The 22,618-nt window shown below is 70.6% G+C and carries 18 protein-coding genes; 6 read left to right on the top strand and 12 right to left on the bottom strand.

The genetic code is table 11. The annotated features are described in order from the left end of the window. Nucleotides 1-32: 32 nt before the first annotated feature. The 3 genes from NJ4_RS10740 to NJ4_RS10730 all read right to left on the bottom strand — a co-directional run bounded on the left by NJ4_RS10740 (nt 33) and on the right by NJ4_RS10730 (nt 4,642). Entirely contained in the window at nt 33-1,688 is a 1,656-nt protein-coding gene (locus tag NJ4_RS10740; RefSeq protein ID WP_067434282.1) for a YfjP family GTPase, read from the bottom strand. Nucleotides 1,689-1,778: 90 nt separating this feature from the next. Beyond that, entirely contained in the window at nt 1,779-3,512 is a 1,734-nt protein-coding gene (locus tag NJ4_RS10735) for a dynamin family protein (RefSeq protein ID WP_245644530.1), read from the bottom strand. After that, entirely contained in the window at nt 3,509-4,642 is a 1,134-nt protein-coding gene (locus NJ4_RS10730; protein ID WP_067434278.1) for a PrsW family intramembrane metalloprotease, read from the bottom strand. Before NJ4_RS10730 ends, NJ4_RS10735 begins: the two co-directional genes overlap by 4 nt. Nucleotides 4,643-4,691: 49 nt before the next feature. On the opposite strand from NJ4_RS10730, the gene NJ4_RS10725 reads away from it, so the two are divergent. Beyond that, entirely contained in the window at nt 4,692-6,137 is a 1,446-nt protein-coding gene (locus NJ4_RS10725) for an aminopeptidase P family protein (RefSeq protein ID WP_245644529.1), read from the top strand. Beyond that, nucleotides 6,137-6,907, top strand: a complete 771-nt coding sequence (locus NJ4_RS10720) for an endo alpha-1,4 polygalactosaminidase (RefSeq protein ID WP_067434276.1) — start codon at nt 6,137-6,139, stop codon at nt 6,905-6,907. Before NJ4_RS10725 ends, NJ4_RS10720 begins: the two co-directional genes overlap by 1 nt. A 14-nt stretch (nt 6,908-6,921) precedes the next feature. Here NJ4_RS10720 and NJ4_RS10715 read toward each other — a convergent pair whose 3' ends face one another. Beyond that, nucleotides 6,922-7,680 carry a class I SAM-dependent methyltransferase gene (locus tag NJ4_RS10715; RefSeq protein WP_067434275.1) on the bottom strand — a complete coding sequence of 253 codons (759 nt, stop codon included), beginning with the start codon at nt 7,678-7,680 and terminating at the stop codon, nt 6,922-6,924. Nucleotides 7,681-7,833: 153 nt separating this feature from the next. Here NJ4_RS10715 and pyk point away from each other — a divergent pair, with 153 nt between their 5' ends. Then, nucleotides 7,834-9,282, top strand: coding sequence for a pyruvate kinase (gene pyk / locus NJ4_RS10710; protein ID WP_067434272.1), 1,449 nt, complete (start codon nt 7,834-7,836; stop codon nt 9,280-9,282). A 115-nt stretch (nt 9,283-9,397) separates the two neighbouring features. Continuing rightward, nucleotides 9,398-10,318 (top strand): DUF3592 domain-containing protein, encoded by a 921-nt coding sequence (locus tag NJ4_RS10705; RefSeq protein WP_067434270.1) that lies wholly within the window; start codon nt 9,398-9,400, stop codon nt 10,316-10,318. 25 nt (nt 10,319-10,343) lie between these two features. Here the strand turns inward: NJ4_RS10705 and NJ4_RS10700 are convergent, their stop codons facing one another. Genes NJ4_RS10700 through NJ4_RS10665 form a run of 8 tightly spaced genes read right to left on the bottom strand, consistent with a single transcriptional unit; the run spans nt 10,344 to nt 18,911 of the window. Continuing rightward, nucleotides 10,344-11,048 carry an SDR family oxidoreductase gene (locus NJ4_RS10700; RefSeq protein ID WP_067434265.1) on the bottom strand — a complete coding sequence of 235 codons (705 nt, stop codon included), beginning with the start codon at nt 11,046-11,048 and terminating at the stop codon, nt 10,344-10,346. 30 nt (nt 11,049-11,078) lie between these two features. After that, complete coding sequence (locus NJ4_RS10695) at nt 11,079-11,921, bottom strand: bifunctional allantoicase/(S)-ureidoglycine aminohydrolase (RefSeq protein ID WP_067434262.1); 843 nt, start codon at nt 11,919-11,921, stop codon at nt 11,079-11,081. Further along, the gene (allB, locus tag NJ4_RS10690; RefSeq protein WP_067434290.1) at nt 11,918-13,291 is read right to left on the bottom strand and encodes an allantoinase AllB; all 1,374 of its coding nucleotides are present in this window, start codon (nt 13,289-13,291) and stop codon (nt 11,918-11,920) included. Before allB ends, NJ4_RS10695 begins: the two co-directional genes overlap by 4 nt. Then, a complete protein-coding gene (locus NJ4_RS10685; protein ID WP_067434259.1) occupies nt 13,291-14,172 on the bottom strand; it encodes a fumarylacetoacetate hydrolase family protein in 882 nt (293 codons plus the stop codon). Before NJ4_RS10685 ends, allB begins: the two co-directional genes overlap by 1 nt. A 59-nt stretch (nt 14,173-14,231) precedes the next feature. Beyond that, nucleotides 14,232-15,374, bottom strand: coding sequence for a glycerate kinase (locus NJ4_RS10680; RefSeq protein ID WP_067434256.1), 1,143 nt, complete (start codon nt 15,372-15,374; stop codon nt 14,232-14,234). An 11-nt stretch (nt 15,375-15,385) separates the two neighbouring features. Then, nucleotides 15,386-17,161, bottom strand: coding sequence for a glyoxylate carboligase (gcl, locus tag NJ4_RS10675; RefSeq protein ID WP_067434253.1), 1,776 nt, complete (start codon nt 17,159-17,161; stop codon nt 15,386-15,388). A gap of 1 nt (nt 17,162) precedes the next feature. After that, a complete protein-coding gene (locus NJ4_RS10670) occupies nt 17,163-18,059 on the bottom strand; it encodes a 2-hydroxy-3-oxopropionate reductase (protein ID WP_067434250.1) in 897 nt (298 codons plus the stop codon). 18 nt (nt 18,060-18,077) lie between these two features. Continuing rightward, nucleotides 18,078-18,911 (bottom strand): hydroxypyruvate isomerase family protein, encoded by an 834-nt coding sequence (locus NJ4_RS10665; RefSeq protein ID WP_067434247.1) that lies wholly within the window; start codon nt 18,909-18,911, stop codon nt 18,078-18,080. Nucleotides 18,912-19,037: 126 nt separating this feature from the next. Here NJ4_RS10665 and NJ4_RS10660 point away from each other — a divergent pair, with 126 nt between their 5' ends. Next, the gene (locus NJ4_RS10660) at nt 19,038-20,561 is read left to right on the top strand and encodes a PucR family transcriptional regulator (protein WP_067434244.1); all 1,524 of its coding nucleotides are present in this window, start codon (nt 19,038-19,040) and stop codon (nt 20,559-20,561) included. Between the two features lie 132 nt (nt 20,562-20,693). Continuing rightward, nucleotides 20,694-22,613: a 2-oxo-4-hydroxy-4-carboxy-5-ureidoimidazoline decarboxylase gene (gene uraD, locus NJ4_RS10655; RefSeq protein ID WP_067434241.1), complete on the top strand. Its 1,920-nt coding sequence runs from the start codon at nt 20,694-20,696 to the stop codon at nt 22,611-22,613. Nucleotides 22,614-22,618: the final 5 nt, after the last annotated feature.

Below are 22,618 nucleotides of genomic sequence, written 5' to 3'. Positions count from 1 at the left end.
CTCACGACGGGTCGGCCCGAACTGGCGACGGGTCAGCGCAGGGCGGTGGCCAGGCCCTCGCGGACGCGGTCGTAGGCGTCGAGCTCGGCCTCGATCGGCTGGATCACCAGGCTCTGGCTGATGCCACGGATCCCCGATCGCAGGTTGCGGTCGGCGGCACGGGCTCGCGACCGCGCGGTCAGCGAGACCAGCACCTTGCAGATCAGGGCCAGGATCACACCGAGCAGCACTCCCCCGAGCAACATCAGCGTCGGCACCGGGAAACCGCCGAGGTCGGGCGTCGGCGGCTCGGGCATGTGCAGGTAGGCCATCACCGCCAGGACACCCAGCCAGACGCCACCGGCCAGGGCGGTCAGGATCAGCAGCCACTGGAGCACCCGCACCGTGCTCGCCCACCACGGCAGCTTCGCCACACCGAGATCGGTGCTGGCCAGAGCGGTGTCGAGCTCGTCACCGATCTGCGCACTGTTGGACACCGAGGCGCGACGGATCGACGCCTGCCACGGCGCGGTCAGTCCGCTGCTGACCTCGTCGGCGACGCCACGCACGGCCGCATCGACCCGGGCCCGCTGCACCTTGGTGGCCTGCGGGATCGAGGTGCGGGAGGCCTTGGTCAGGGCCCGCCCCTCCTTGCCGAGATCCAGGTGCAGTCGCTTGAGCGGATCGGGCTTGAGCTTCGAGAGCCAGGACGTGACCGGCCACCCCGTGGCCCGGCCGGCCCGGATCCGGGTGGAGGTCTCGACCGCGTCGACCACGATCGGCACGCCGGCCGCATCGGCGAAGGCATCCTCCAGCTCGGTGATGCGCTGCTTGGTCGGTGACGCCACGCGGGCTGCACCGGAGGCCGTGGAGAGCTCGTCGGCGACGGCCTTCACATCGGCCTCGAGCCGAGCCTTCGCGGCACGCTTGCCGGCCACCCGACGAGCCAGCTCGTCCTTGAGCTCGTCGAGCCCGAGCTCCTCGCGGGCACTGATCGGCAGCACCGGGACCTCGCCGAGACCGTCGGCGGCCAGCAGACGACGTACGTCGTCCACCATCGCGTCACGACGGTCGGGAGGCACGGTGTCGATGTGGTTGAGCACGACGAGCATGATGCCGGCATGCCCCGCGAGAGGCTTGAGGTAGCGGTCGTGGACGGCCGCGTCGGCGTACTTCTGTGGGTCGAGGACCCACACGAGCACGTCGGCCAACTTCACCAGACGGTCGACCTCGAGGTGGTGGGAGACCTCGGTGGAGTCGTGGTCGGGGAGGTCGAGCAGCACGGTGCCGTGCATGCGCTTGTCCTCGCGGCCGGTGTCGAGCATCGAGTCACGGGTGACCTGGTGGCGCGCGGGAATGCCCAGCCAGTCGAGCAGCTCGGGCGCGCCCTCACGACCCCACACGCAGGCGGTCGCCCACGACGTGGTGGGACGGCGTACGCCGACGGCGGAGAGCTCGAGATCGGTCAACGCGTTGAACGTCGAGGACTTTCCCGAACCGGTGGCGCCGGCGAGTGCGATCACGGTGTGCTCCGCCGAGAGCCGGAGTCGACTGGTCGCACGGTCGACGACCTCTCGGCCGTGGTCGACGATTTCGTCGTCGAGCCGGCCGCGTGCCTGCAGCACGGCAGCATCGAGACCGGCAACGCGAGCGTCCAGGTCGGATCCTCTGGAGACCAGTTTCCTGGCGCTCTCGAGCAACGACGTCATCTTCTCCCTCGGAGGTTCACAGGGGGTGGAGGCCAAACTCTATGCAACCGTCGGCGACGAGCGGGCATCGCGTGGAGTTCCACGGCACCGTCATGCGGAATGGTCGCCACCACCGAGGCGACCCCGACCGGCGAAGCGCTCGTCGGTGACCCGGCGAGCCGCGGCACGGAGCCGGTCCGGGCCTGCGGGATCGACGCCGAGAGCGTCGACGAGCCCGGTGAAGCGAACCCGCTCATCGGCGAGCAGCGTGTCGACGCGGCTGGCCAGGTCACGACGCGCCCGCTCGGCCAACGCACGCACTGCCTGGTCGCCGAACACGGCCTCGAGCAGCTTCTGCCCGATCACCGCACTGCCACCGGCGATCCCCGCCTCGGCGCCGGTGACGCCGGCGGTGTGCGCGAACACGATCACCATCAACGCCACGGACAGGCCGTTCACGCCGTAGGCCAGGAACCGTGCGGTGCCTCGCTTGTCGGCACCCTCGGTGCGCACCATGTCGAGCACGTCCTGCTGCCACTCGCGAACAGCGAGCTCGGCATGACGCCGGAAGTCACGCGAGGCCCGGCCCAGGTCGCTGGACCCGCTGGCCAGCAGTGCCTTGCCCTGGGCGGTCGAACGCCAGGACGCGGCCGCCCGCTCTGCGGCTGCCTCGGCATGCTCGAGCAGCAATGTCTCCAGCCCGGACTCGACCGCGACGGTGACCCGTTCGGCCTGCTGCGGCTTGCCCTTGACCGCGTTGACCAGCCGGTCCCGGACCCGACCGACCTTCGACTCGAGCGACCTCAGCAGCTCGCCGGTGCCGACGAACTCCTGCCAGCGGGCCAGCACCTCGCCACGAAGCAGCGTGCCGTCGGCGCTGGCCAGTGTGATCGCGTCCCCGGCCTCGGCGTACGCCTTCTCGACGTCCTCCCGCAGCGATGTCGTCGCCGCGACCTGGGCGTCGAGGGCGTCGGCGACTCCGTAGGCACGCGACGAGACGGAGCGGATGGCGCCTTCGAGGGTCTGCTTGACGACCGCCGCTCGGGCATCGGCGTCGGCTGCCAGGGAGTCGAGCCAGCCGCGGATGTCCTTGACCGCGCTGGGCGGAAGCAGGCCGTGTTCGTCGACCGTTCCTTCGGTGACCACGAACAACGGCGAGTCCTTCAGGCCGCGGCTGGCCAGCATGCGGGCCAGGTGGGCCGAGACCGTGTCGATCGCCTCGGGAGGGGTGCGGTCCAGGACGATCGCCACTGCGGCGCTCCGATCCGCGGCCTGCTTGAGGAACTCCCACGGAACCTGGTCGGCGTACCGGGCGGCCGAGGTGACGAAGAGCCACAGGTCGGCCGCGGCCAGCAGCTGCGCGGCCAGGGTGCGGTTGCGCTCCTCGACCGAGTCGACGTCGGGGGCGTCGAGCACGGCCAGGCCGGCCGGCACCGAGTCGGCCGCCACGAGCTGCAACGCCGACGGGTCACCGGTGGCCCGCTGGGTGCGCTCGAGGTCAGGCAGGATGCGGTCCTGACCGAACCAGCTGGCGTCCTCGGGGTTGTGCACCAGGACCGGCGATCGAGTGGTGGGGCGCAGTACGCCGGGCTCGGTCACCCGTCTGCCGACCAGCGAGTTGACCAGTGTCGACTTGCCGGCGCCGGTCGAGCCACCGACCACGGTGAGCAAGGGAGCGTCGATGGTCATCAACCGCGGGATGACGTAGTCCTCGAGCTGGTCGACCATCTCGGTGCGTGCGGCGCGCTGGTCGTCGACGCCGGGCACGTCGAGTGGCAGGGGCGACTCCTGCAGTGCTCCCCGCAGCCGCACCAGCGCGGTGAGCATCGTCGTGGAGTAACTCATAGGTGGCGGCCTCCTGCTGGAAAGGGCGTGGGAAAGGCGATCATCGGCCGCACCGCGTGCATGCGCTCCACGAACGCCTGGCCACGCTCGGCAAAGTTTCGGGGAGCCGTGCCCCGGAGCACGCGATGGTGAAGGTACCCCAGTTCCACGGCCGCCTGCTGATAGTCGCGCATGGCTCGGGCGCCGGACTGGCCGCCGTGCGCCCTGGCGAAGGCCCGGGCCTGCCGCCGCGCTCGCAGGTCGACCACGTGCGGAATGTCGCCCGTCGGGATCAGGCCGCGGCCGGCGGCGTCGTGCAGGGCACGGGCCAGCAGCCCACGCTCGCGCGAGCGCGTCCACACGGCCAGAGCGACGACCAGGACGAGCACGGGGAACATCACCAGGAAGTAGACGCCGATGAACCCCGCACCGTCTGCCAGCAGGGTGGACCCGTTCCAGGCGGCGTGCAGCCCCACGGCGACCGCGTAGCCGAGCACAGGGGCGCCGAACCGGACGAGCGTCGACCGGCTGGTCACAGCCAGGCCGAGACCGATCCCGGTGAACGCCGTGAAGAGCGGGTGCGCGAAGGGGCTGGCCAGGCAGCGGACGACGAACGAGACGCTGAGGCTGGTCAAGCCTCCGGGCCCGCCGGCATCGGTGCCGTTGTAGGCGGCGCTCAGATACAGGATGTTCTCGGTGAACGCGAAGCCGATGCCCACCATGCCGGCGTACACCAGTCCGTCGAGCACTCCGTCGAACTCCTGTCGTCGCCACAGCAGGAGCAGCAGGAGGAAGAGGCCCTTGGTCGCCTCTTCGGAGACGGGCGCAACCACGGCGAGGGACGCCTCGTCGGACCACCCGGCGAAGAACCCGCCGACGCCCTGCACGATCAGCGCCAGCAACGTGGAGACGAAGGCACCCCATGCGAGACCGAGGGCGAGGAGCGTCTTCGGCTCCGGCTCGTAGCGGTCCAGCCACAGGTAGCAGCCGATCAGCGGCCCGACCGGGACCAGCGCGAACAACGCGGCCAGCACGACCGATGTGCCCTCACCCGACAGGGCCAGCAGAACGGCCATCGGGACGGCTGCCAGCGCTGCGACTGCGGAGACCACGATGGTGAAGACAAGGCTTTCGTGGCGGCGAGCAGGCATGGGGGGAAGCGTATCTGCTCGGCTGCCTGGCAAGTCGTATGGTGGAGTCGTGAGCGAGATCGAGAACACACCCTCCGAGCCCTCTGACCTCTCGGCAACACCCCAGCCGAAGACCGAGTCCCACGACCAGGCCGTGCCTGAAGCGTGGTCCGCCTTCATGCGCCAGGGGTGGGCAGACCGCGAGGCCGACGTCCCCCCGCATCCGGTGACCGCCCCGGCCGCCGTGCGCCGCCAGCGCCTGGCCGATGCCTTCCCCGGTGAGCGGCTGGTGATCCCTGCGGGCAACTACAAGGTGCGTGCCAACGACACCGACTACCGGTTCCGCCCCGACACGGCGCACACCTACTTCTCCGGCAACCAGACCACCGACGCGGTGCTCGTGGTCGACGGTGGGGAAGCAGTCCTCTACGCGCGGCCCCGCTCGGGCCGCGACACCGACGAGTTCTTCCGCGACCGTCAGTACGGCGCGCTGTGGGCAGGTCGGCGTCCCTCGCTCGGTGAGATGTCCGCGTCTCTCGGCATCACCTGCAAGCACATCGACGACCTCCCCTCCGCCCTGTCCGGCAGCGGCAAGACCCGCGTGCTGCGCGGCGTCGACGCCAAGGTCGACGGCACCGTGTCCGGCGACGAGGAGCGCGACCGTGACTTCGCCCGGGTGCTCTCGGAGATGCGCCTGGTCAAGGACGACTGGGAGCTCGGCGAGCTGGCCGAGGCCTGCGACATCACCACCCTCGGCTTCGAGGACTCGGTGCGCGACTGGGAGAACGTCCTCAAGTACGGCGAGCGCTGGATCGAGGGCACGTTCTTCCGCCGGGCCCGTGCGATGGGCAACGACATCGGCTACGACTCGATCGTCGGCGGCGGCAGCCACGCCACCACCCTGCACTGGATCGAGAACTCCGGCCCGGTCACACCCGGCGAGCTGCTGCTGCTCGACATGGGCGTCGAGGGCACCAACCTCTACACCGCCGACGTCACCCGCACGATCCCGGTCGACGGCACCTTCACGCCGTTGCAGCGCGACCTCTATGACCTCGTCTACAACGCGCAGGAGGCCGGCATCCAGGCCGTGCGCCCCGGCGTACCGTTCCTGGCCGCGCACCACGCGGCGATGGAGGTGCTGGCCACCGGGCTCGGCGACATGGGCCTGCTGCCGGTCTCCGTCGAGGAGGCGCTCGACCCGGAGTCGAAGGTCTACTCCCGCTGGACCCTCCACGGCACCAGCCACATGCTGGGCCTCGACGTGCACGACTGCGGCTCCGCGGCCCCCGAGGTCTACCCGAAGGGCGACCTGGTCGAGGGCATGGTGCTCACGGTGGAGCCGGGCCTCTACTTCCAGGAGGACGACCTGCTCGTTCCTGAAGAGCTGCGTGGCATCGGCATCCGCATCGAGGACGACATCGTGGTCACCGCCGACGGGTTCACAAACCTGTCGGAGTCGCTGCCCCGCACGTCGTCCGACGTCGAGGCCTGGATGGCACGCCAACAGGGCTGATGCGCTGGTCCGCGGTCCTGCTGGCCGTCGCCGGGCTGACGCTGGGCGCGCTCGTCCCCACCGCACACGCTGCCGACCGCGTGCCGTTGCCGGTCGGGACCCACTGGGACTACCAGCTCGGTGGTGCTCGGCCGGTGCCCGCGTCGGTCGGCGTCGTGCTGCGTGATCGTCGCGCGACGCCGGTCCGGGGCCGCTACAACATCTGCTACATCAACGCGTTCCAGACCCAACCCGACGAAGGGCGTTTCTGGCGCACCCGCCAGCACCTGATCCTCAAGCGCAACGGCCGGCCGGTCCTCGACTCGGCCTGGGGAGAGAAGCTGCTCGACCTCCGCACGCCGGCCAGGAGACGCACTCTCGCCCGCATCGTGGGTGCGTGGATGGCGGGCTGTGCCCGGGCCGGCTTCGACGCCGTCGAGCTCGACAACCTCGACTCGTTCTCGCGCAGCCGACGGCTCGTCACACCGCGCCAGACCCAGGCGTACGCCGCACTGCTGACCCGTCGGGCCCACCGGTCCGGGCTCTCGGTCGCGCAGAAGAACTGGCCGGCCCTCGACGGACGGCGCGTCGGTTTCGACTTCGCGGTCGCCGAGGAGTGCGCGCGCTGGCACGAGTGCGGCGCCTACGCAGCCCACTACGGACGCCGGGTCCTCGTCGTCGAATACCGCGACCGCGACTTCAGGCGCGCCTGTCACAGCCAGGGCCGCCGGCTCTCGGTGCTCCGCCGCGACCTGGCACTGGCCCGCAACGGCGTACGTCGTTGGTGCTGAGCCGGGTCACCTGATCAGACTCGGCCGAGCACGCACCACGTCGTACCCGTGATCTCGAGGTTGGAGGCCGGCACCAGCTCGGCGGCGGCGGCTCGCAGGGCCGCTCGCTGCTCCTCGTCGAGTCGCGCGTAGTGGTCGCCGACCGGTCCGGTGCCGTTGGTCATCGGCTCCCACCAGTCCTCGAACGTGGGCAGGGGGACGCGGATCGTGAGCTCCGACTCCACCGGGTCCTCGAAGCCGGCCTGGGCGAAGAGCTCGGCGAGGTGACCGCGCCGGCACCCGGGGATGTTCGCCTCACCGGCACCGCCCGGCGCGACCCGCTCGACCGCCCGCCAGTACGCCGTGAGCGGGGTTCGCTCGCCGGCGTGGTCCCACGCGCAGGCCGCCACGACTCCCCCGGGTCTGGTCACCCGGGCCATCTCGCGCAGTCCGGCCACCGGGTCGGCCATGAACGGCACCACCAGTTGCGCCATCGCGACGTCGAACGTGTTGTCTCCGTACGGCAGCGCCTCGGCCGCCCCACGACGTACGTCGACCGCTGGGAAGCGCTCAGCGAAGGCGGTCACGAACGACTCTGACGGGTCGACGGCACAGACCGCCTCGACGCCCAGCTCCCGCACCAGCACCGTGGTGAGAGCGCCGGGCCCGCACCCGACGTCGAGTGCGCGCTGGCCGTCGGCCACCCCCGCTGCCCGGACGAACTCCTCGGCGAGCGGCCGCGAGTAGCGGCCCATGAACCGGTCGTAGGCGTCGGCGGCGACCTCGAATCCCATGCCAGAACGCTAGGCCGCGCGGGTCGCCCGCGGCATCACCCGCATGGGTCAGAGATTGACACCGAGTCGCTATTTCGGAATTTCTATTCCAGATTGTGGAATCATTGCCGCATTGTCGCCCACCAGTGGCCTCACCCGCCTACCGTCGGTCTCATGCGCAGAGCAAAGATCGTCGCCACCCTCGGCCCGGCCACCTCGACCCCTGACCAGATCGGCGCACTCGTGGGCGCCGGCATGGACGTCGCGCGCCTCAACATGAGCCACGGCACCCAGGCCGACCACGAGAAGTCCTACCTGATGGTGCGCGAGGCCGCCGAGGCAGCGGGCCGCGGCGTCGGCATCCTGGCCGACCTGCAGGGTCCCAAGATTCGCCTCGGCCTGGTGCCGGACGGCCCGGTCCGCATCGAGAAGGGCGCCCCCTTCACGATCACCACACGCGACGTCCCCGGAGACACGCGCCGGTGCTCCACCACGTACGCCGGTCTGGCCTCCGACGTCTCCCCCGGCGAGCGCATTCTGATCGACGACGGACGCGTCACCCTCGAGGTCACCGCGGTCGAGGACACCGAGGTGCACACCGTGGTCGTCGTCGCCGGTCCGATCAGCAACCACAAGGGCATCAACCTGCCGGGCGTCGCGGTCTCCGTGCCCGCCCTGTCCGCGAAGGACAAGGACGACCTGCGCTTCGCCCTGCACCTGGGCGTCGACTTCGTCGCCCTGTCGTTCGTGCGCTCGGCCCGGGACGCCGAGGACGTCCGCGCGATCATGCGCGAGGAGGGCATCCTCCGCCCCGTCATCGCGAAGATCGAGAAGCCCCAGGCCATCGACAACCTCGACGAGGTGATCAAGGCGTTCGACGCGTTCATGGTCGCCCGCGGCGACCTCGGCGTGGAGTGCCCGCTGGAGGACGTGCCGTTCCTGCAGAAGCAGGTGATCGAGAAGGCCCGGCGCAACGCGAAGCCGGTCATCGTGGCCACCCAGATGCTCGAGTCGATGATCTCGGCGCCGCAACCCACCAGGGCCGAGGCCAGCGACGTGGCCAACGCCGTGCTCGACGGCGCCGACGCGGTGATGCTCTCCGGCGAGACCAGCGTGGGCGACCACGCCGTCGCCGCGGTCGCCACGATGGCCCGGATCGTCGAGTCCACCGAGGACCACGGTCTGGCCCGGATGGCGGCGATCGACTGGCAGCCACGCACCAAGGGCGGCGTGATCGCCAAGGCTGCCGCCGAGGTCGCCGACCGACTGGGCGCCCGCTACCTGGTCGCGTTCACCACGACCGGCGACTCGGCCCGGCGCCTCTCGCGCTACCGCAGCCGGATCCCGGTGCTGGCCTTCACGCCGGTGCCCCTGGTCCGCTCGCACCTGAGCCTGTCCTGGGGCGTCGAGACGTTCGTCAGCGGCGAGGTCGAGAACACCGACGCGATGGTGCTGCAGATCGACGAGGCACTGCTGGCCTCCGGCAGGGTGGCCGCTGGTGAGCTCGTGGTGCTGATCGCGGGCACGCCGCCCGGCACGCCCGGCTCGACCAACGCGCTGCACGTGCATCGTGTCGGCGACGCGTTCAACGCGGTGCCGCCGGCGTACCGCCGAAGGGCCTGACCAGCGACTCACGGAACGACGGCGCGTCTCGTCGGCGCGCGACGTGGAGGGGTCACCCGCATTGCCAGATGAGGGCGACATCCGACCGGATGCCCCTTCCTGACAGGATTCGCGCATGTCGCTCGGGCCGCTCCTCCGTTCCGCGCCTGCGCGCTGGCTCGCCATCGGACTGGTTCTCCTCGTGACGGGCACCATCGCAATGGTGCGCACTCCCGGAACGGACGCCACCACCAGCGGCACCGTGGTGGCGCACGGCATGCGGCTGGATGGCAGCGAGTGCTACCTGACCGCGGCGTACACGGTCGATGACGAGCGGCGTCAGGTCAGCTCTTCGCGGGACCAGCGCTGGTGCGGATACCGCCATGACGACCCGGTCGAGGTGCACTATCAGTCGACCGAGCCTGAGGTGGCCACGTTGACTCCGCGCACTCCCTGGTTGTTCTGCCTGTTCGGGTTCGGGCTGCTGGCTGTCACTGTGGCGGGGTTGTGCACCAGGCGCGGACGCCGGCCCGCCGCGCAGGCGAAGACCGGTCCGACCTCAGCTGCACCGCGGCGCGGGGCCGGCCGGGAGGAGGGGCTGCCGGTCGCAGCCTGGGCTCTGGCCTGGTCATGCCTGGCGGCCCAGGTCATTCACATCACCGAGGTGGGGTTCCGACAGGACGAGACGGGCGCAGCACCCTCCATGCTGCTCGGTGCGCTACTGGTGGGCTGGGGCGCGTCCGGCGTGCTGGTTGGGAAGCTCGTGCGGTCTCTCCTTGCATGGGCTCTCTTCGTGGTCTTCGTCCTGGTCGACGGCGCCGCTGCCAGCACGGGCTCCACCGACTTCTCGGAGGTGCTGAACTTTGCTGCCTCGTTGGCGCAGCTCGGCTCATTGTGGTGGTTCACCAGCACCGACTTCGTCGCCAGGCAACGCGCGAAGCATGTTGTCTTTCGTCCGCGGCTCGGGCCGCTCATCGCCGTCGCGGCACTGGTGGGCCTTCTCGGTGGCCTGACCGCCCCGGCGGAAGCGCCTGTCCACATGCAGGTGAACGTCTGAGCGCGCGAGAAGACGCCGTCGACCCTCAGCCGCGTCCGACGTACGGCATGCCGGTCGCGAGGATCGTCATGGCCGGCACGCTGACACCGAGCGGGAGGCGGGCCATCGCGACCACGGCGTCAGCCACGTGGGCCGGGTCGAACGTCGGCTCGGTCTGCCCGAAGCCCGAGGTCATCTCGGTCGCCGCATTGCCGATGTCGATCTGACCGACCGCGATGTCGTGGGCGCGCCCGTCCAGGGCCAGCGCCTTGGTCAGGCCGGTCATGCCGTGCTTGGTGGAGGTGTACGCCGCACTGCCGGGCCGCGGCGTGTGCGCGGAGATCGACCCGTTGTTGATGATCCGGCCGCCCCGCGGGTCCTGGCGCTTCATCTGCCCGAAGGCCGCGCGGGCACAGAGGAAAGCCCCGGTCAGGTTGACCGAGACGGTGTCCAGCCAGTCGTCCACGGCGATCTCGTCGACCTCACCCTGGGGGCCGAACGTGCCGGCGTTGTTGACGAGTACGTCGACCCGGCCCCACGCGTCGACCACCGCGGCGAACGCGGCCTCGACGCTCGACAGGACGGTGACGTCGGTCGGCAGCACGAGGGCCTCGGCGATCGAGGCGGCCGTCGCCTCGAGCGCGTCGGCTCGGCGACCCAGCAGGGCGACCGAGAAGCCGGCCCCGGCCAGGCCGTGTGCGATGACACGGCCCAGGCCGGATCCGGCTCCGGTGACGACGGCGACAGGCATCAGCGACAGCTCATCAGCAGACCAGCGCCGTCAGGCGAACTGACGACTCAGCTTGGCGTGCCGGTTGACGTCCTTGTAGAGCAGGTAGCGGAACCGACCCGGCCCACCGGCGTAGCAGGCCTGCGGGCAGAAGGCGCGCAGCCACATGAAGTCGCCCTCCTGCACCTCGACCCAGTCGTTGTTCAGCAGGTACATCGCCTTGCCCTCGAGCACGTAGAGCCCGTGCTCCATGACATGGGTCTCCGGGAACGGGATCGAGCCGCCGGGCTCGAAGTTGACGATGTTGACGTGCATGTCGTGGCGGATGTCGGTCGGGTCGGCGAAGCGCTGGGTGGTCCAGGCCCCGTTGGTGCCGGGCATCTCGCCCGCCTCGACGTCGACCTCGTTGGTCACGAACGCTGCGGGCGCCTCGATGCCGTCGACGAACTGGTAGGCCTTGCGGATCCAGTGGAAGGTTGCGGTGGCGTCGCTGGTGTTGTGCAGGGTCCAGACGGAGCCCGGCGGCAGGAAGGCGTAGCCGCCCGGCCCGAGGTCGTGCTTCTCCCCCTCGAGGTCGAGGACGAGGTCACCCTCGACCACGAAGACCACGCCCTCAGCGCCCTCGTCGAGCTCCGGCTTGTCACTTCCGCCGCCGGGCGAGACCTCGACGATGTACTGCGAGAACGTCTCGGAGAACCCGGAGAGCGGCCGGGCGATCACCCAGAGCCGGGTGCTCTCCCAGAACGGCAGGGCACTGGTGACGATGTCGCGCATCGTGCCGCGCGGAAGGACGGCGTACGCCTCGGTGAACGTCGCCCGGTCGGTGGTGAGCTCGGTCTGCGCGGGCAGCCCGCCCTTCGGGGCGTAGTAGCGCGGCGATGCTGGGGTGGTCATGCTCCTCCTCGGGTCAGCAGGCGGCCCTGGGGCTGGGCCTGCTCGGTGATGTCGATGCGCCGACCGCGCAGCCAGGTGCTGCGGACGACGCCGGCCAGCGGGCGGCCGGCGTACGGCGTGATGGCGTTCTTGTGGTGCAGCTTGTCCACGTCGACGACGAAGTCGTCCTCCGGGGCGAAGACCGCGAAGTCGGCGTCATAGCCGATCTCGATCCGGCCCTTGCCCCGCAGGCCCGTCTGCCGGGCCGGCGCCTGGCACATCCAGCGGGCCACGTCGACCAGCGTGAAGCCTCGACGACGGGCCTCGGTCCAGACCGCCGACAGGCCGAGCTGGAGCGAGGAGATGCCGCCCCAGGCGACTCCGAAGTCACCGGTGTCGAGGCACTTGAGGTCGACCGTCGACGGCGAGTGGTCGGTCACGACCATGTCGATCACGCCGTCGCGCAGACCCTCCCAGAGCAGCTCGCGGTTGGCCGCCTCACGGATCGGCGGGCAGCACTTGAACTGCGTGGCGCCGTCGGGGACCTCCTCGGACGAGAAGGTCAGGTAGTGCGGGCAGGTCTCGGCGGTGATCGGCACGCCTTCGCGTCGCGCACTGGCCAGCATCGGCAGCACGTCGGAGCTCGACACGTGCAGGATGTGCACCCGACAGCCGGTCCAGCGGGCCAGCTCGATCACCTGCGCGACGGCGAGGTTCTCCGCGCCACGCGGCCGGCTGTGCAGGAAGTCGTCGTACGTCTCGCCGTGAGCGGCCGGCGCCCGCTCGATCGCGTGGGTGTCCTCGGCGTGCACGATCATCAGCCCGTCGAAGGAGCGCAGCTCGCGCATCGCCTCCTCGAGCTGGTCGGGATCGAGGTGCGGGAACTCATCGACGCCCGAGTGCAGCAGGAAGCACTTGAAGCCGAACACGCCGGCGTCGTGGAGCGGCCTCAGGTCGGGCACGTTGCCGGGGACGGCGCCACCCCAGAAGCCGACGTCGACGAAGGCCTGGCTCTCGGCTGTCTTGCGCTTGAGCTCGAGGGCCGGGACGTCGCAGGTCGGGGGGATGCTGTTTAGCGGCATGTCGACGATCGTGGTGACGCCACCGGCGGCGGCGGCCCGGGTGGCGGACGTGAAGCCCTCCCACTCGGTGCGGCCCGGGTCGTTCACATGCACGTGCGAGTCGACCAGGCCGGGCATCAGCACCTCGTCGTCGGCCAGCTCGACGTGCTCGGCACCGATCAGGTCAGCGTCGAGCGGCTCGATCGCGACGACCCTGCCGTCCTTGACGCCGATCTGGCGTTCCACCTCGCCAGCCGTGCTCACCACACGGTTGGCTCGGATCACCAGGTCGTAGTGACCGTGGGCCTGCGCTTCGGATGTTCGTGTCATCAGGACCTCACTGTAGTTTCCGCCGGGGGTGCGTGCCCCGCAACCGGAGTGCACTGTCGACCGAGGCCGACCACCTCGGCCTCGACCACGTCGCCGTCGCGGAGATAGGGCTTGGGCTCCGGGCGGCCCGCGGCGACTCCCCCGGGTGTTCCGGTCAGCACCAGGTCGCCCGGCTCGAGGGTCATCAGGGTCGAGACGTAGGCCAGCAGCTCGCCGACGCCGTACGCCATCAGGGAGGTCGTGCCCGACTGGCGCACCTCACCGTTGACGGCCAGGGTCAGCGTCAGCGCCTGCGGGTCGCCCACCTCGTCGGGCGTGACCAGCCACGGCCCGATCGGGGTGAAGGTGTCTGCGCACTTGCCCTTGGCCCAGGTCGGCCCCGCCGCGATGCGCGAGCGTTCGGAGAGGTCGTCGGCAGTCAGGTAGCCGCCGACCGCGGCCAGCGCCGCGGACGGGTCGTGACAGTGCGACAGCCGGGCGCCGACCACCACCCCGAGCTCGACCTCATGGTCGGTGGTGGTGCTGTCAGGTGGCAGGACGATCGTGTCGGCCGGCCCGCACACCGAGCTCCCGGGCTTGAGGAACACCACCGGCTCGTCAGGGATCGACACGCCTGTCTCGAGGGCGTGGTCCTTGTAGTTCAGCCCGATCCCGACCACCTTGCCCGGACGAGCCACGGGCGCGCCCAGTCTCGGGCCGGGTGGCAGCACCGGCAGCGCGCGGGCGTGCAGCGCCTGGCGCACGGCCGCCATCCGGATCGGATCGGTGAGCAACCGGCCGTCGATGTCGTCGACGATCGAGCTCAGGTCGCGCAGGAGGCCACTGTCGTCGAGCGCCGCCGGGCGCTCGCGGCCGATCGCGCCGACGCGGAGCAGCTTCATGCGTCACCGCCAGCGGAGCTGGAGGGAAGGGGTGCCTGGTTCGCACGCACGGGGTCTCCTCAGGTCAGGGCGAGTGGGGTGGTTCCCACCAGGTGGGTCTCAGCGATCTGCTGGCCCAGTCGTTCGAGCAGGGGTACGCCATCGCTCATGCAGCGGCTGACGTCGGGTTCGAGATCGGTGAGGGCGTACGCCGCCTTGATGCCGGCCGCGTCCAACCGCGCGGCGTCGAGCCGGTTGACGCCACACACGGCGACGACCGCGATGCCCAACGCCCCGGCGGCCTCGGCCACTCCCGCGGGTGCCTTGCCGTGCAGGGTCTGGGCGTCCAGGGCGCCCTCGCCGGTGATCACCAGGTCGACGCCGGCCAGACGTTCGTGGAAGCCGACGAGATCGAGCACCAGGTCGATGCCGGGCCGGAGCTCGGCGCCGAGCAGGGCCAGGGCGGCGAAGCCCACACCACCGGCGGCCCCGGCTCCGGCGGCCTCCCGGAGGTCGGTGCCGGTGGTGGTGGCCACGACGTCGGCCCAGTGGCTGAGTGCGTCGTCGAGGTCGACCACCTGGCCGGGACCGGCTCCCTTCTGCGGGCCGTAGGTCGCGGCCGCGCCGACGGGCCCGGTGAGCGGGTTGTCCACGTCGCAGGCGACCACGAACTCGACTCCGTCGGTCCGCGCGCGCACGTCCTCGAGGTCGAGCGACTCGAGATCGGCGAGGGCCGCTCCCCCGGACCCGATCGGCCGGCCGGCGCCGTCCAGGAGCCGGGCGCCCAGGCCCTGCAGCAGCCCGGCGCCGCCGTCGGTGCTGGCGCTCCCGCCGATGCCGACCACAATGCGTCGACAGCCGTCAGCGAGCGCGGCGGCGATCACCTCACCGGTGCCCAACGTGCCGGCCGTCAGGGGTGCGGGGTCCGACGGCAGCCGGACCAGGCCGGACACGTCGGCCAGCTCGACCACGGCCACGTCGTCGCGGCGCGCGTAGGCCGTGTCGACCGGCTGCCCGGTCGGGCCGGCTGCGGTCACCCGGACGCTCGAGAATCCGGCCGCGAGCGCGGCCGCCAAGGTCCCGTCTCCCCCGTCGGCGACGGGCACCGAGTCGACGTCGACGTCCGGTCTGACACGGCGTACGCCGGAGCCCACCGCCGCCGCAACCTCGGCGGCGGTGAGCGACCCCTTGAACTTGTCGGAGGCGATCAGGACCCTGGGCATCGAGAGTCCACTCAGTCCAGCGGGGTGATGGCGGTGGGCGCGTGCTCGCCGCGCTCGGCCAGCTCCTCGAACTCGACGACGTTGTCGATCTCGAGCCCCATGGACACATTGGTGATCCGCTCCATGATCACCTCGACGACGACCGGCACCTCGAACTCGACCATCAGCTTCTTGGCCTGCTCGAGCGCCGGCAGGATCTCGTCGGGCTCGAAGACGCGGATCGCCTTGCAGCCCAGGCCTTCGGCGACCTTGACGTGGTCGACGCCGTAGCCGTTGAGCTCGGGGCTGTTGACGTTCTCGAACGACAGCTGCACGTGGTAGTCCATCTCGAAGCCGCGCTGCGCCTGGCGGATCAGGCCCAGGTAGGAGTTGTTCACCACGACGTGGATGTAGGGCAGGTGGAACTGCGCACCGACCGCGAGCTCCTCGATCAGGAACTGGAAGTCGTAGTCGCCCGACAGCGCGACCACGGTGGCCTCGGGGTCGGCGGCTGCGACGCCGAGGGCGGCGGGAACGGTCCAGCCCAGGGGGCCGGCCTGGCCGGCGTTGATCCAGTTGCGGGGCCGGTAGACGTGCAGCAGCTGCGCGGCCTGGATCTGGGAGAGGCCGATGGTCGAGACGTAGCGGGTCTCGGGACCGAAGGCCTTGTTCATCTCCTGGTAGACCCGCTGCGGCTTGACCGGCACGCTGTCGAAGTCGGTCCTGCGCTGCAGCGTCCGCTTGCGCTCGGCACACTCGCCGGCCCAGGTGGTGCGGTCGGCCAGCCTGCCTTCGGCTGCCCACTCCTTGGCCACCTCGACGAAGACCTCGAGGGCTGCCTTCGCGTCGGAGACGATGCCGTAGTCGGCGCCGAAGACGCGACCGATCTGGGTCGGGTCGATGTCGACGTGCACGAACGTGCGGCCCGACGTGTAGGTCTCGACGCTGCCGGTGTGGCGGTTGGCCCACCGGTTGCCGATACCGATCACGAAGTCGCTGGCCAGCATGGTCGCGTTGCCGTAGCGGTGCGAGGTCTGCAGGCCGACCATGCCCGCGGTCAGCGGGTGGTCGTCGGGGATCGTGCCCCAGCCCATCAGGGTCGGCACGACCGGCACACCGGTGGTCTCGGCGAACTCGACCAGCAGGTCGGCGGCGTCCGCGTTGATGATGCCGCCGCCGGCCACGATCAGCGGGCGCTGCGCCGCGTTGAGCATGGCCAGTGCCTTCTCGGCCTGGGCCCGGGTCGCCGCGGGGCGACTGACCGGAAGGGGCTCGTAGGTGTCGATGTCGAAGTCGATCTCGGCCATCTGGACGTCGATCGGCAGGTCGACCAGCACCGGGCCCGGTCGTCCTTCGCGCATGATCTGGAAGGCCCTCTGGAAGGTGCCCGGGACTTGCGCGGCCTCCATCACCGTGACCGCCCACTTCGAGACAGGCTTGGCGATCGAGGCGATGTCGACGGCCTGGAAGTCCTCCTTGTGCAGCTTGGCCACCGGCGCCTGGCCGGTGATGCAGAGGATCGGGATCGAGTCGGCGGACGCCGAGTAGAGGCCGGTGATCATGTCGGTGCCGGCCGGGCCCGACGTACCGATGCAGACCCCGATGTTTCCGGCCGCGGCCCGGGTGTAGCCCTCGGCCATGTGCGAGGCGGCCTCGACGTGGCGGGCCAGCACGTGCTTGAGCCCGCCGTGTGCGCGCAGGGCGCTGTAGAACGGGTTGATCGCGGCACCGGGGAGGCCGAACAGCTGGGTGGCGCCCTCCTTCTCCAGGATCAGGACGGCGGCGTCGACCGCGCGCATGCGTGCCATGTCAGTTCTCCTTCGTGGTGGTCGAGGTGCCGCTGAGGCGCTCGACGCCCCGCAGCAGGCCGGAGTGGTCCAGGGCGCCGTCGCCGTTGGCGAGGGCGCTGCCCATCAGCTGGGCGACGAGCGAGCCGAGGGGTACGACGACACCGGCCTCGCGGGCGGCGCTGGTGACGATGCCCATGTCCTTGTGGTGCAGGGCGATCCGGAAGCCGGGCTCGAAGGAGCGGGACAGCATGTTCTCCTTCTTCTGGTCCAGCACCTTGGAGCCGGCCAGCCCGCCGCCGAGCACCTCGAGGGCGGCCTTGGTGTCGACGCCGTACGCCTCGAGGAAGACCACGGCCTCCGACAGCGCCTGGATGTTGGCGGCGACGATGAGCTGGTTGGCAGCCTTCACCGTCTGGCCGGAGCCACTCGGGCCGACGTGGACGATGGTCTTGCCGACCGCGTCGAACACCGGCTTCGCTGCCTCGAAGTCGTCGGCGGCACCGCCGACCATGATCGAGAGCGCGGCGTTGACCGCGCCGGCCTCGCCACCGGACACCGGTGCGTCGACGAGCCGGAACCCGTTGTCCTGCGCCTGCTTCGCGAGCTCGACGGTGACGTCGGGGCGGATGCTGGAGAAGTCGATGATCAGCGCGCCGGCCCTGGCACTGGCGAAGACGTTGCCTTCGCCGGCGAGCACGTCGGTGACGTCGGGCGAGTCCGGCACCATCACGCAGACGATGTCGGCGTCGCGCACGGCGTCGGCGATCGACTCCGCGGCGCGGCCGCCGGCGTCGACGAGCGGCTTGGCCTTGTCCGGGGTGCGGTTGTAGCCCGCGACCGAGTGGCCGGCGTTGGCCAGGTGGACGGCCATGGGGCTGCCCATGATGCCGAGTCCGATGAAGGCGATGTTCGTCATGTGTTGCTCCTCTTCGTTTCAGTGGGCGGCGGCGGCCGACGTACGCCGCTCGCGGGGCAGCCAGCCGAAGCTGTCGGCCGAGGTGGAGGACGGCTTGTACTCGAGGCCGACCCAGCCGGCGTAGCCACCGGCCTCGAGGGCGGCCAGCTGGCGCATCAGCGGAAGGCCGCCGGTGCCCGGCTCGTTGCGGCCGGGTGCGTCGGCGATCTGCACGTGCGCGATCCGGTCGACGTGGTCGGCGATCACCCGGTCGACGTCGTCACCGTTGACCGCGAGGTGGTAGAGGTCGGCGAGCAGTCCGACGTTGCTGACGTCGTGGCGCGTGCGCACGCGGTCGATCACGGCGAGCGCGTCGGCGGCCGTCTTGAGGGGGTACGTCGGGGTGCCGCTGACCGGTTCCACCAGGACGGTGCCGCCGATCCGTGCCGCGGCGCGGGCCGCGAACGCGAGGTTCGCAGGCCCGGTCTCGTCCTGCTCGTCAGCCGAGACACCGTCGACCCGGTTGCCGTAGAGGGCGTTGAAGGCCGTGCAGCCGAGACGTTCACCGATGCCGACGGTGACGTCGACATTGTCGCGGAACTCTGCGGCGCGGGCCGGCCAGGAGACCAGGCCACGGTCGCCGCCGGGCATGTCGCCGGCGAAGAAGTTGAGGCCGACCAGCTGCACGCCGGCGTCCTGGACGGCCGTGACGAAGGCGTCGACGTCCGGGTCGGCGGGGACGGCCTCGGCGAAGGGCCACCAGAACTCGACCGCGTCGAAGCCGGCCGCCTTGACCGCGGCGGGTCGCTCGAGCAGGGGAAGTTCGGTGAACAGGATCGAGCAGTTCACCTCGTGACGCAGGGAGTGGTCCATGCCGGTCTCCATTTCAATGTGACTCGTATTTCGTATTGCGGAAGTTTAATTCTGTAGTTCGGAATCACTGTAGGACGTGACCACAGTCACGTCAACCTGTACGTTCCACTCAGGAAGGAGCCGCACATGTTGCTCTCGGAGCTGCTCGCCGCCCCCGCCCTGGGGCTGCGCGTGCTGCACGAGTCACCCGGTTCGCTGGGCCGACCGGTCGGTCGCGTGATCACCACGGACCTGCTCGAGCCGGGTCGCTACCTGACCGGTGGCGAGCTCGTGATGACCGGGCTGGCCTGGCGCCAGACGGCCGACGACAGCGAGACCTTCGTCGCCTCTGTCACCTCCCGCGGGGCGACCACGGTGCTCGCCGGTGACGCCCTCCTGGGTGCCGTTCCCGACGACCTGGTCGAAGCCTGCCGACGTCACGCGTGCACCCTGATCGAGGTGCCGATCGAGGTCGCCTTCGCCGACATCACCGAACACGTGGCCGCCACCCGCTCGGCAGTCAGCGGCGCCCGGCTCTCCCGCCAGCGCCAGCTGCTCTCCTCGCTCGCCGACGGCCGCACCCTGGTCGAGCTCGCCGCCCGGGTCTCGACCGAGGTGGGCCGCCACTGTCGGGTCCTCACCACCACGGGACGACACATCGCCCAGGGGCCCGGTGAGCTGGCGCCCGCCACGCTCGACGCGCTGGTGCGGGCCTTCCTGGTCGCCGACCGACTGCCGGCCGTGGTGCGCGACGACGACTCGACGTACAGCCTCTTCCCGGTCGGGCCCGGGCTCGGCAACCGGCTGACCGCGTGGCTGGTCGCCGTCGACGGCGACCACACGGAATGGCCGCACGACCAGGTGGAGGCGGTGCAGGAGCTCTGCTCGATTGCGGCGGTCGACAGGTCACGACGCGACGAGGGCGTCCGCGCACTGCGGCCGACGTCGACCGACGTGTTGGCGCTCGTCGAGGGCGGGGCACCGCACGCCGAGGTCGCCGTACGGCTGCGCCAGGCCGGTCTCGACCCCGATCTACCGGTGACCGTGGTCGTGGTCGACCTCGACGGCGAGCCCGACGAGTCCGCACTGCTGCTCTTCGAGGACGTGGCCCTCGCGGTCGGCGGCTCCCCGGTCGTGGCCCCGGGTCGTGACGGTCGCCTGGTCGGCATCCTCCCCGCGAGCGAGGACCTCGCCGACCGGTTGCGAACCTCATTCGCCCGGCTGGGCCCGGGCACCGGGCGCGGCCGACTGGCGGTCGGAGTCAGCGGTGAGGCCCGCACCGACGCGATCACCGGTGCTCTCGAGGAGGCCCGGTTCGCCCATCGGGTGGCTCGCTCCGGCAGCGCACCCGTCTCGGTCGTGGGCTCCGAGGAGGTCGCCTCCCACGTGCTGCTGCTGGCCTGCGTTCCCGACGACGTACGCCGCTCCTACGCCCAGCGTGTCCTGGGAGCGCTGCTCGACCACGACCGGCGTACCAACGCCGACCTGGTGGGCACGCTCGGCGAGTTCCTGGCCTGCTCCGGCTCCTGGGCACGGACCGCGGAGTCGCTGCACCTGCACGTCAACACGGTCCGCTACCGGATCGAGAAGGTGCAGGAGCTGACCGGCCGCGACCTCTCCCGCCTCGAGGACCGGGTCGACGTCTTCCTCGCCCTGGAGTCGCTTGGGTGATCGCACAACGACGGGGCCTCCTCGCGCACCACCTTCGGAGGTTCGTCGGGTGCCGCTGGCGCCTCGGGGAGCGGATGCTGTTGTGCACGTCACAAAGACCTGCCACGCAGTCATGCCCCCGAGGAGACACCCGTGAAGCGATCTCGCAGCCCCCGCACCGCCGTACATCCCGTGGACGAGGTCCTCCCGGTCGGCAAGCTCGCGGTCTACGGCACCCAGCACGTGCTCGCGTTCTACGCCGGAGCGGTGATCGTCCCGATCCTGCTGGCGAACTCGATCGGCCTCAGCACCGAGCAGCTGATCCACCTGATCAACGCCGACCTGCTCACCTGCGGCATCGCCTCGATCATCCAGTCGGTCGGCTTCTGGAAGGTCGGCGTACGACTCCCGCTGCTGCAGGGCGTCACCTTCACCGCGGTCTCACCGATGATCGCGATCGGTCTGGCCGCCGGGGGCGGCACCGACGGCCTGCTGGTGATCTACGGCGCGGTGATCGTGGCCGGACTCTTCACCTTCGCCATCGCCCCGTGGTTCAGCAAGCTGATCCGCTTCTTCCCGCCGGTCGTGACCGGCTCGGTGATCACCATCATCGGGCTCGCCCTGCTCCCGGTCGCGGCCGCGGACGCCACCGGCGGCGCCGGCCCGACGTCCGACCCGACCAGCGGCAAGAACTTGGCCTACGCCCTCGGCACCCTCGCCCTGATCGTCCTGATCCAGCGCGTCTTCAAGGGCTTCATGGCCACGGTCGCCGTCCTGGTCGGCCTGGTCGTCGGCACCGGCGTGGCATGGATGCTCGGCGACGCGCACTTCAACTCCGTCAACGACTCCGCCTGGGTCGGCGCGACCACCCCGTTCTACTTCGGGTGGCCGCAGTTCTCCTTCGCCGCCATCGTCTCGATGATCGTGGTCATGCTGATCACCGCCGTCGAGACCACCGGCGACGTGTTCGCCACCGGCGAGATCGTCGAGAAGCGGATCGACCGCGACGACGTCGCCCGGGCCCTGCGCGCCGACGGCCTCTCCACCACCCTCGGCGGCGTGCTCAACTCGTTCCCCTACACCTGCTTCGCGGAGAACGTCGGCCTGGTCCGGCTGACCCGCATCAAGAGCCGGTACGTCGTCGCGGCGGCCGGCGCGATCATGATCCTGCTGGGCCTGATCCCCAAGGCCGGTGCCGTGGTGGCCGGCATCCCGCACCCGGTCCTCGGCGGCGCGGCGATCGCGATGTTCGCCACCGTGGCCGTGGTCGGCTTCCAGACCCTGGGCAAGGTCGACTTCCACGACCACCGCAACGTGGTGATCGTGGCGACCAGCATCGGCCTGGCCATGTTCGTCACGGCCCAGCCGCAGGTCGCGCAGGCCGTGCCGAACTGGGCCGAGATCATCCTCGGCAGCGGCATCACACTGGGCAGCCTGACCGCGATCGTGCTCAACATCGTCTTCCACCACGTCGGCAAGGACTTCGGTCCGGCCGTGGCCGGCCAGCCGGGCGACTCGGTGCGGCTCGACCAGGTCAACACGATGACCCGCGCGGAGTTCGTCGAGACCTTCGCTCCCCTGTTCCAGGGACCGCGCTGGGCCGTTGAGCGTGCCTACGACCTGCGCCCGTTCAACGACACCCACGCCCTGCGCCGTTCCTTCCAGGAGGTGCTGTTCTCCGGGTCCAAGGACGAGCAGCTCCAGTTGATCGAGGCCTACCCCGCGCTCGGCTCGAAGCTGGTCTCCGACGGTCTCAGCGGTGAGGCGTCGCTCCGCGACCAGTCCACCCGCGGACTGACCCACCTCGCCGAGCCCGAGCAGGACGTGCTGACCGAGATCACCTCGGCCTACGCCGAACGCTTCGGATTCCCGCTGATCATCTCGGTGCGCGACGCCTACTCCTTCGAGCGGATCCTCGAGGAGGGCCGGTCGCGGCTGACCAACTGCGCCACGCAGGAGCACGCCGCCGCACTCCTCGAGATCGCGAAGATCGCGGGCTACCGATTCGACGACTTCCTCCAGGATGCCAACCCGATTCACAGTGCGCGGAGCAGAATGGTGAGCAAGGGATGAGGAGA

This window comes from Nocardioides jensenii JCM 1364 = NBRC 14755 (assembly GCF_001552535.1).
GTDB classification, from domain to species: Bacteria; Actinomycetota; Actinomycetes; order Propionibacteriales; family Nocardioidaceae; genus Nocardioides; species Nocardioides jensenii.
Note: the sequence above shows the minus strand (reverse complement) of the source record. Positions and strands in the feature narration are given on the sequence as shown.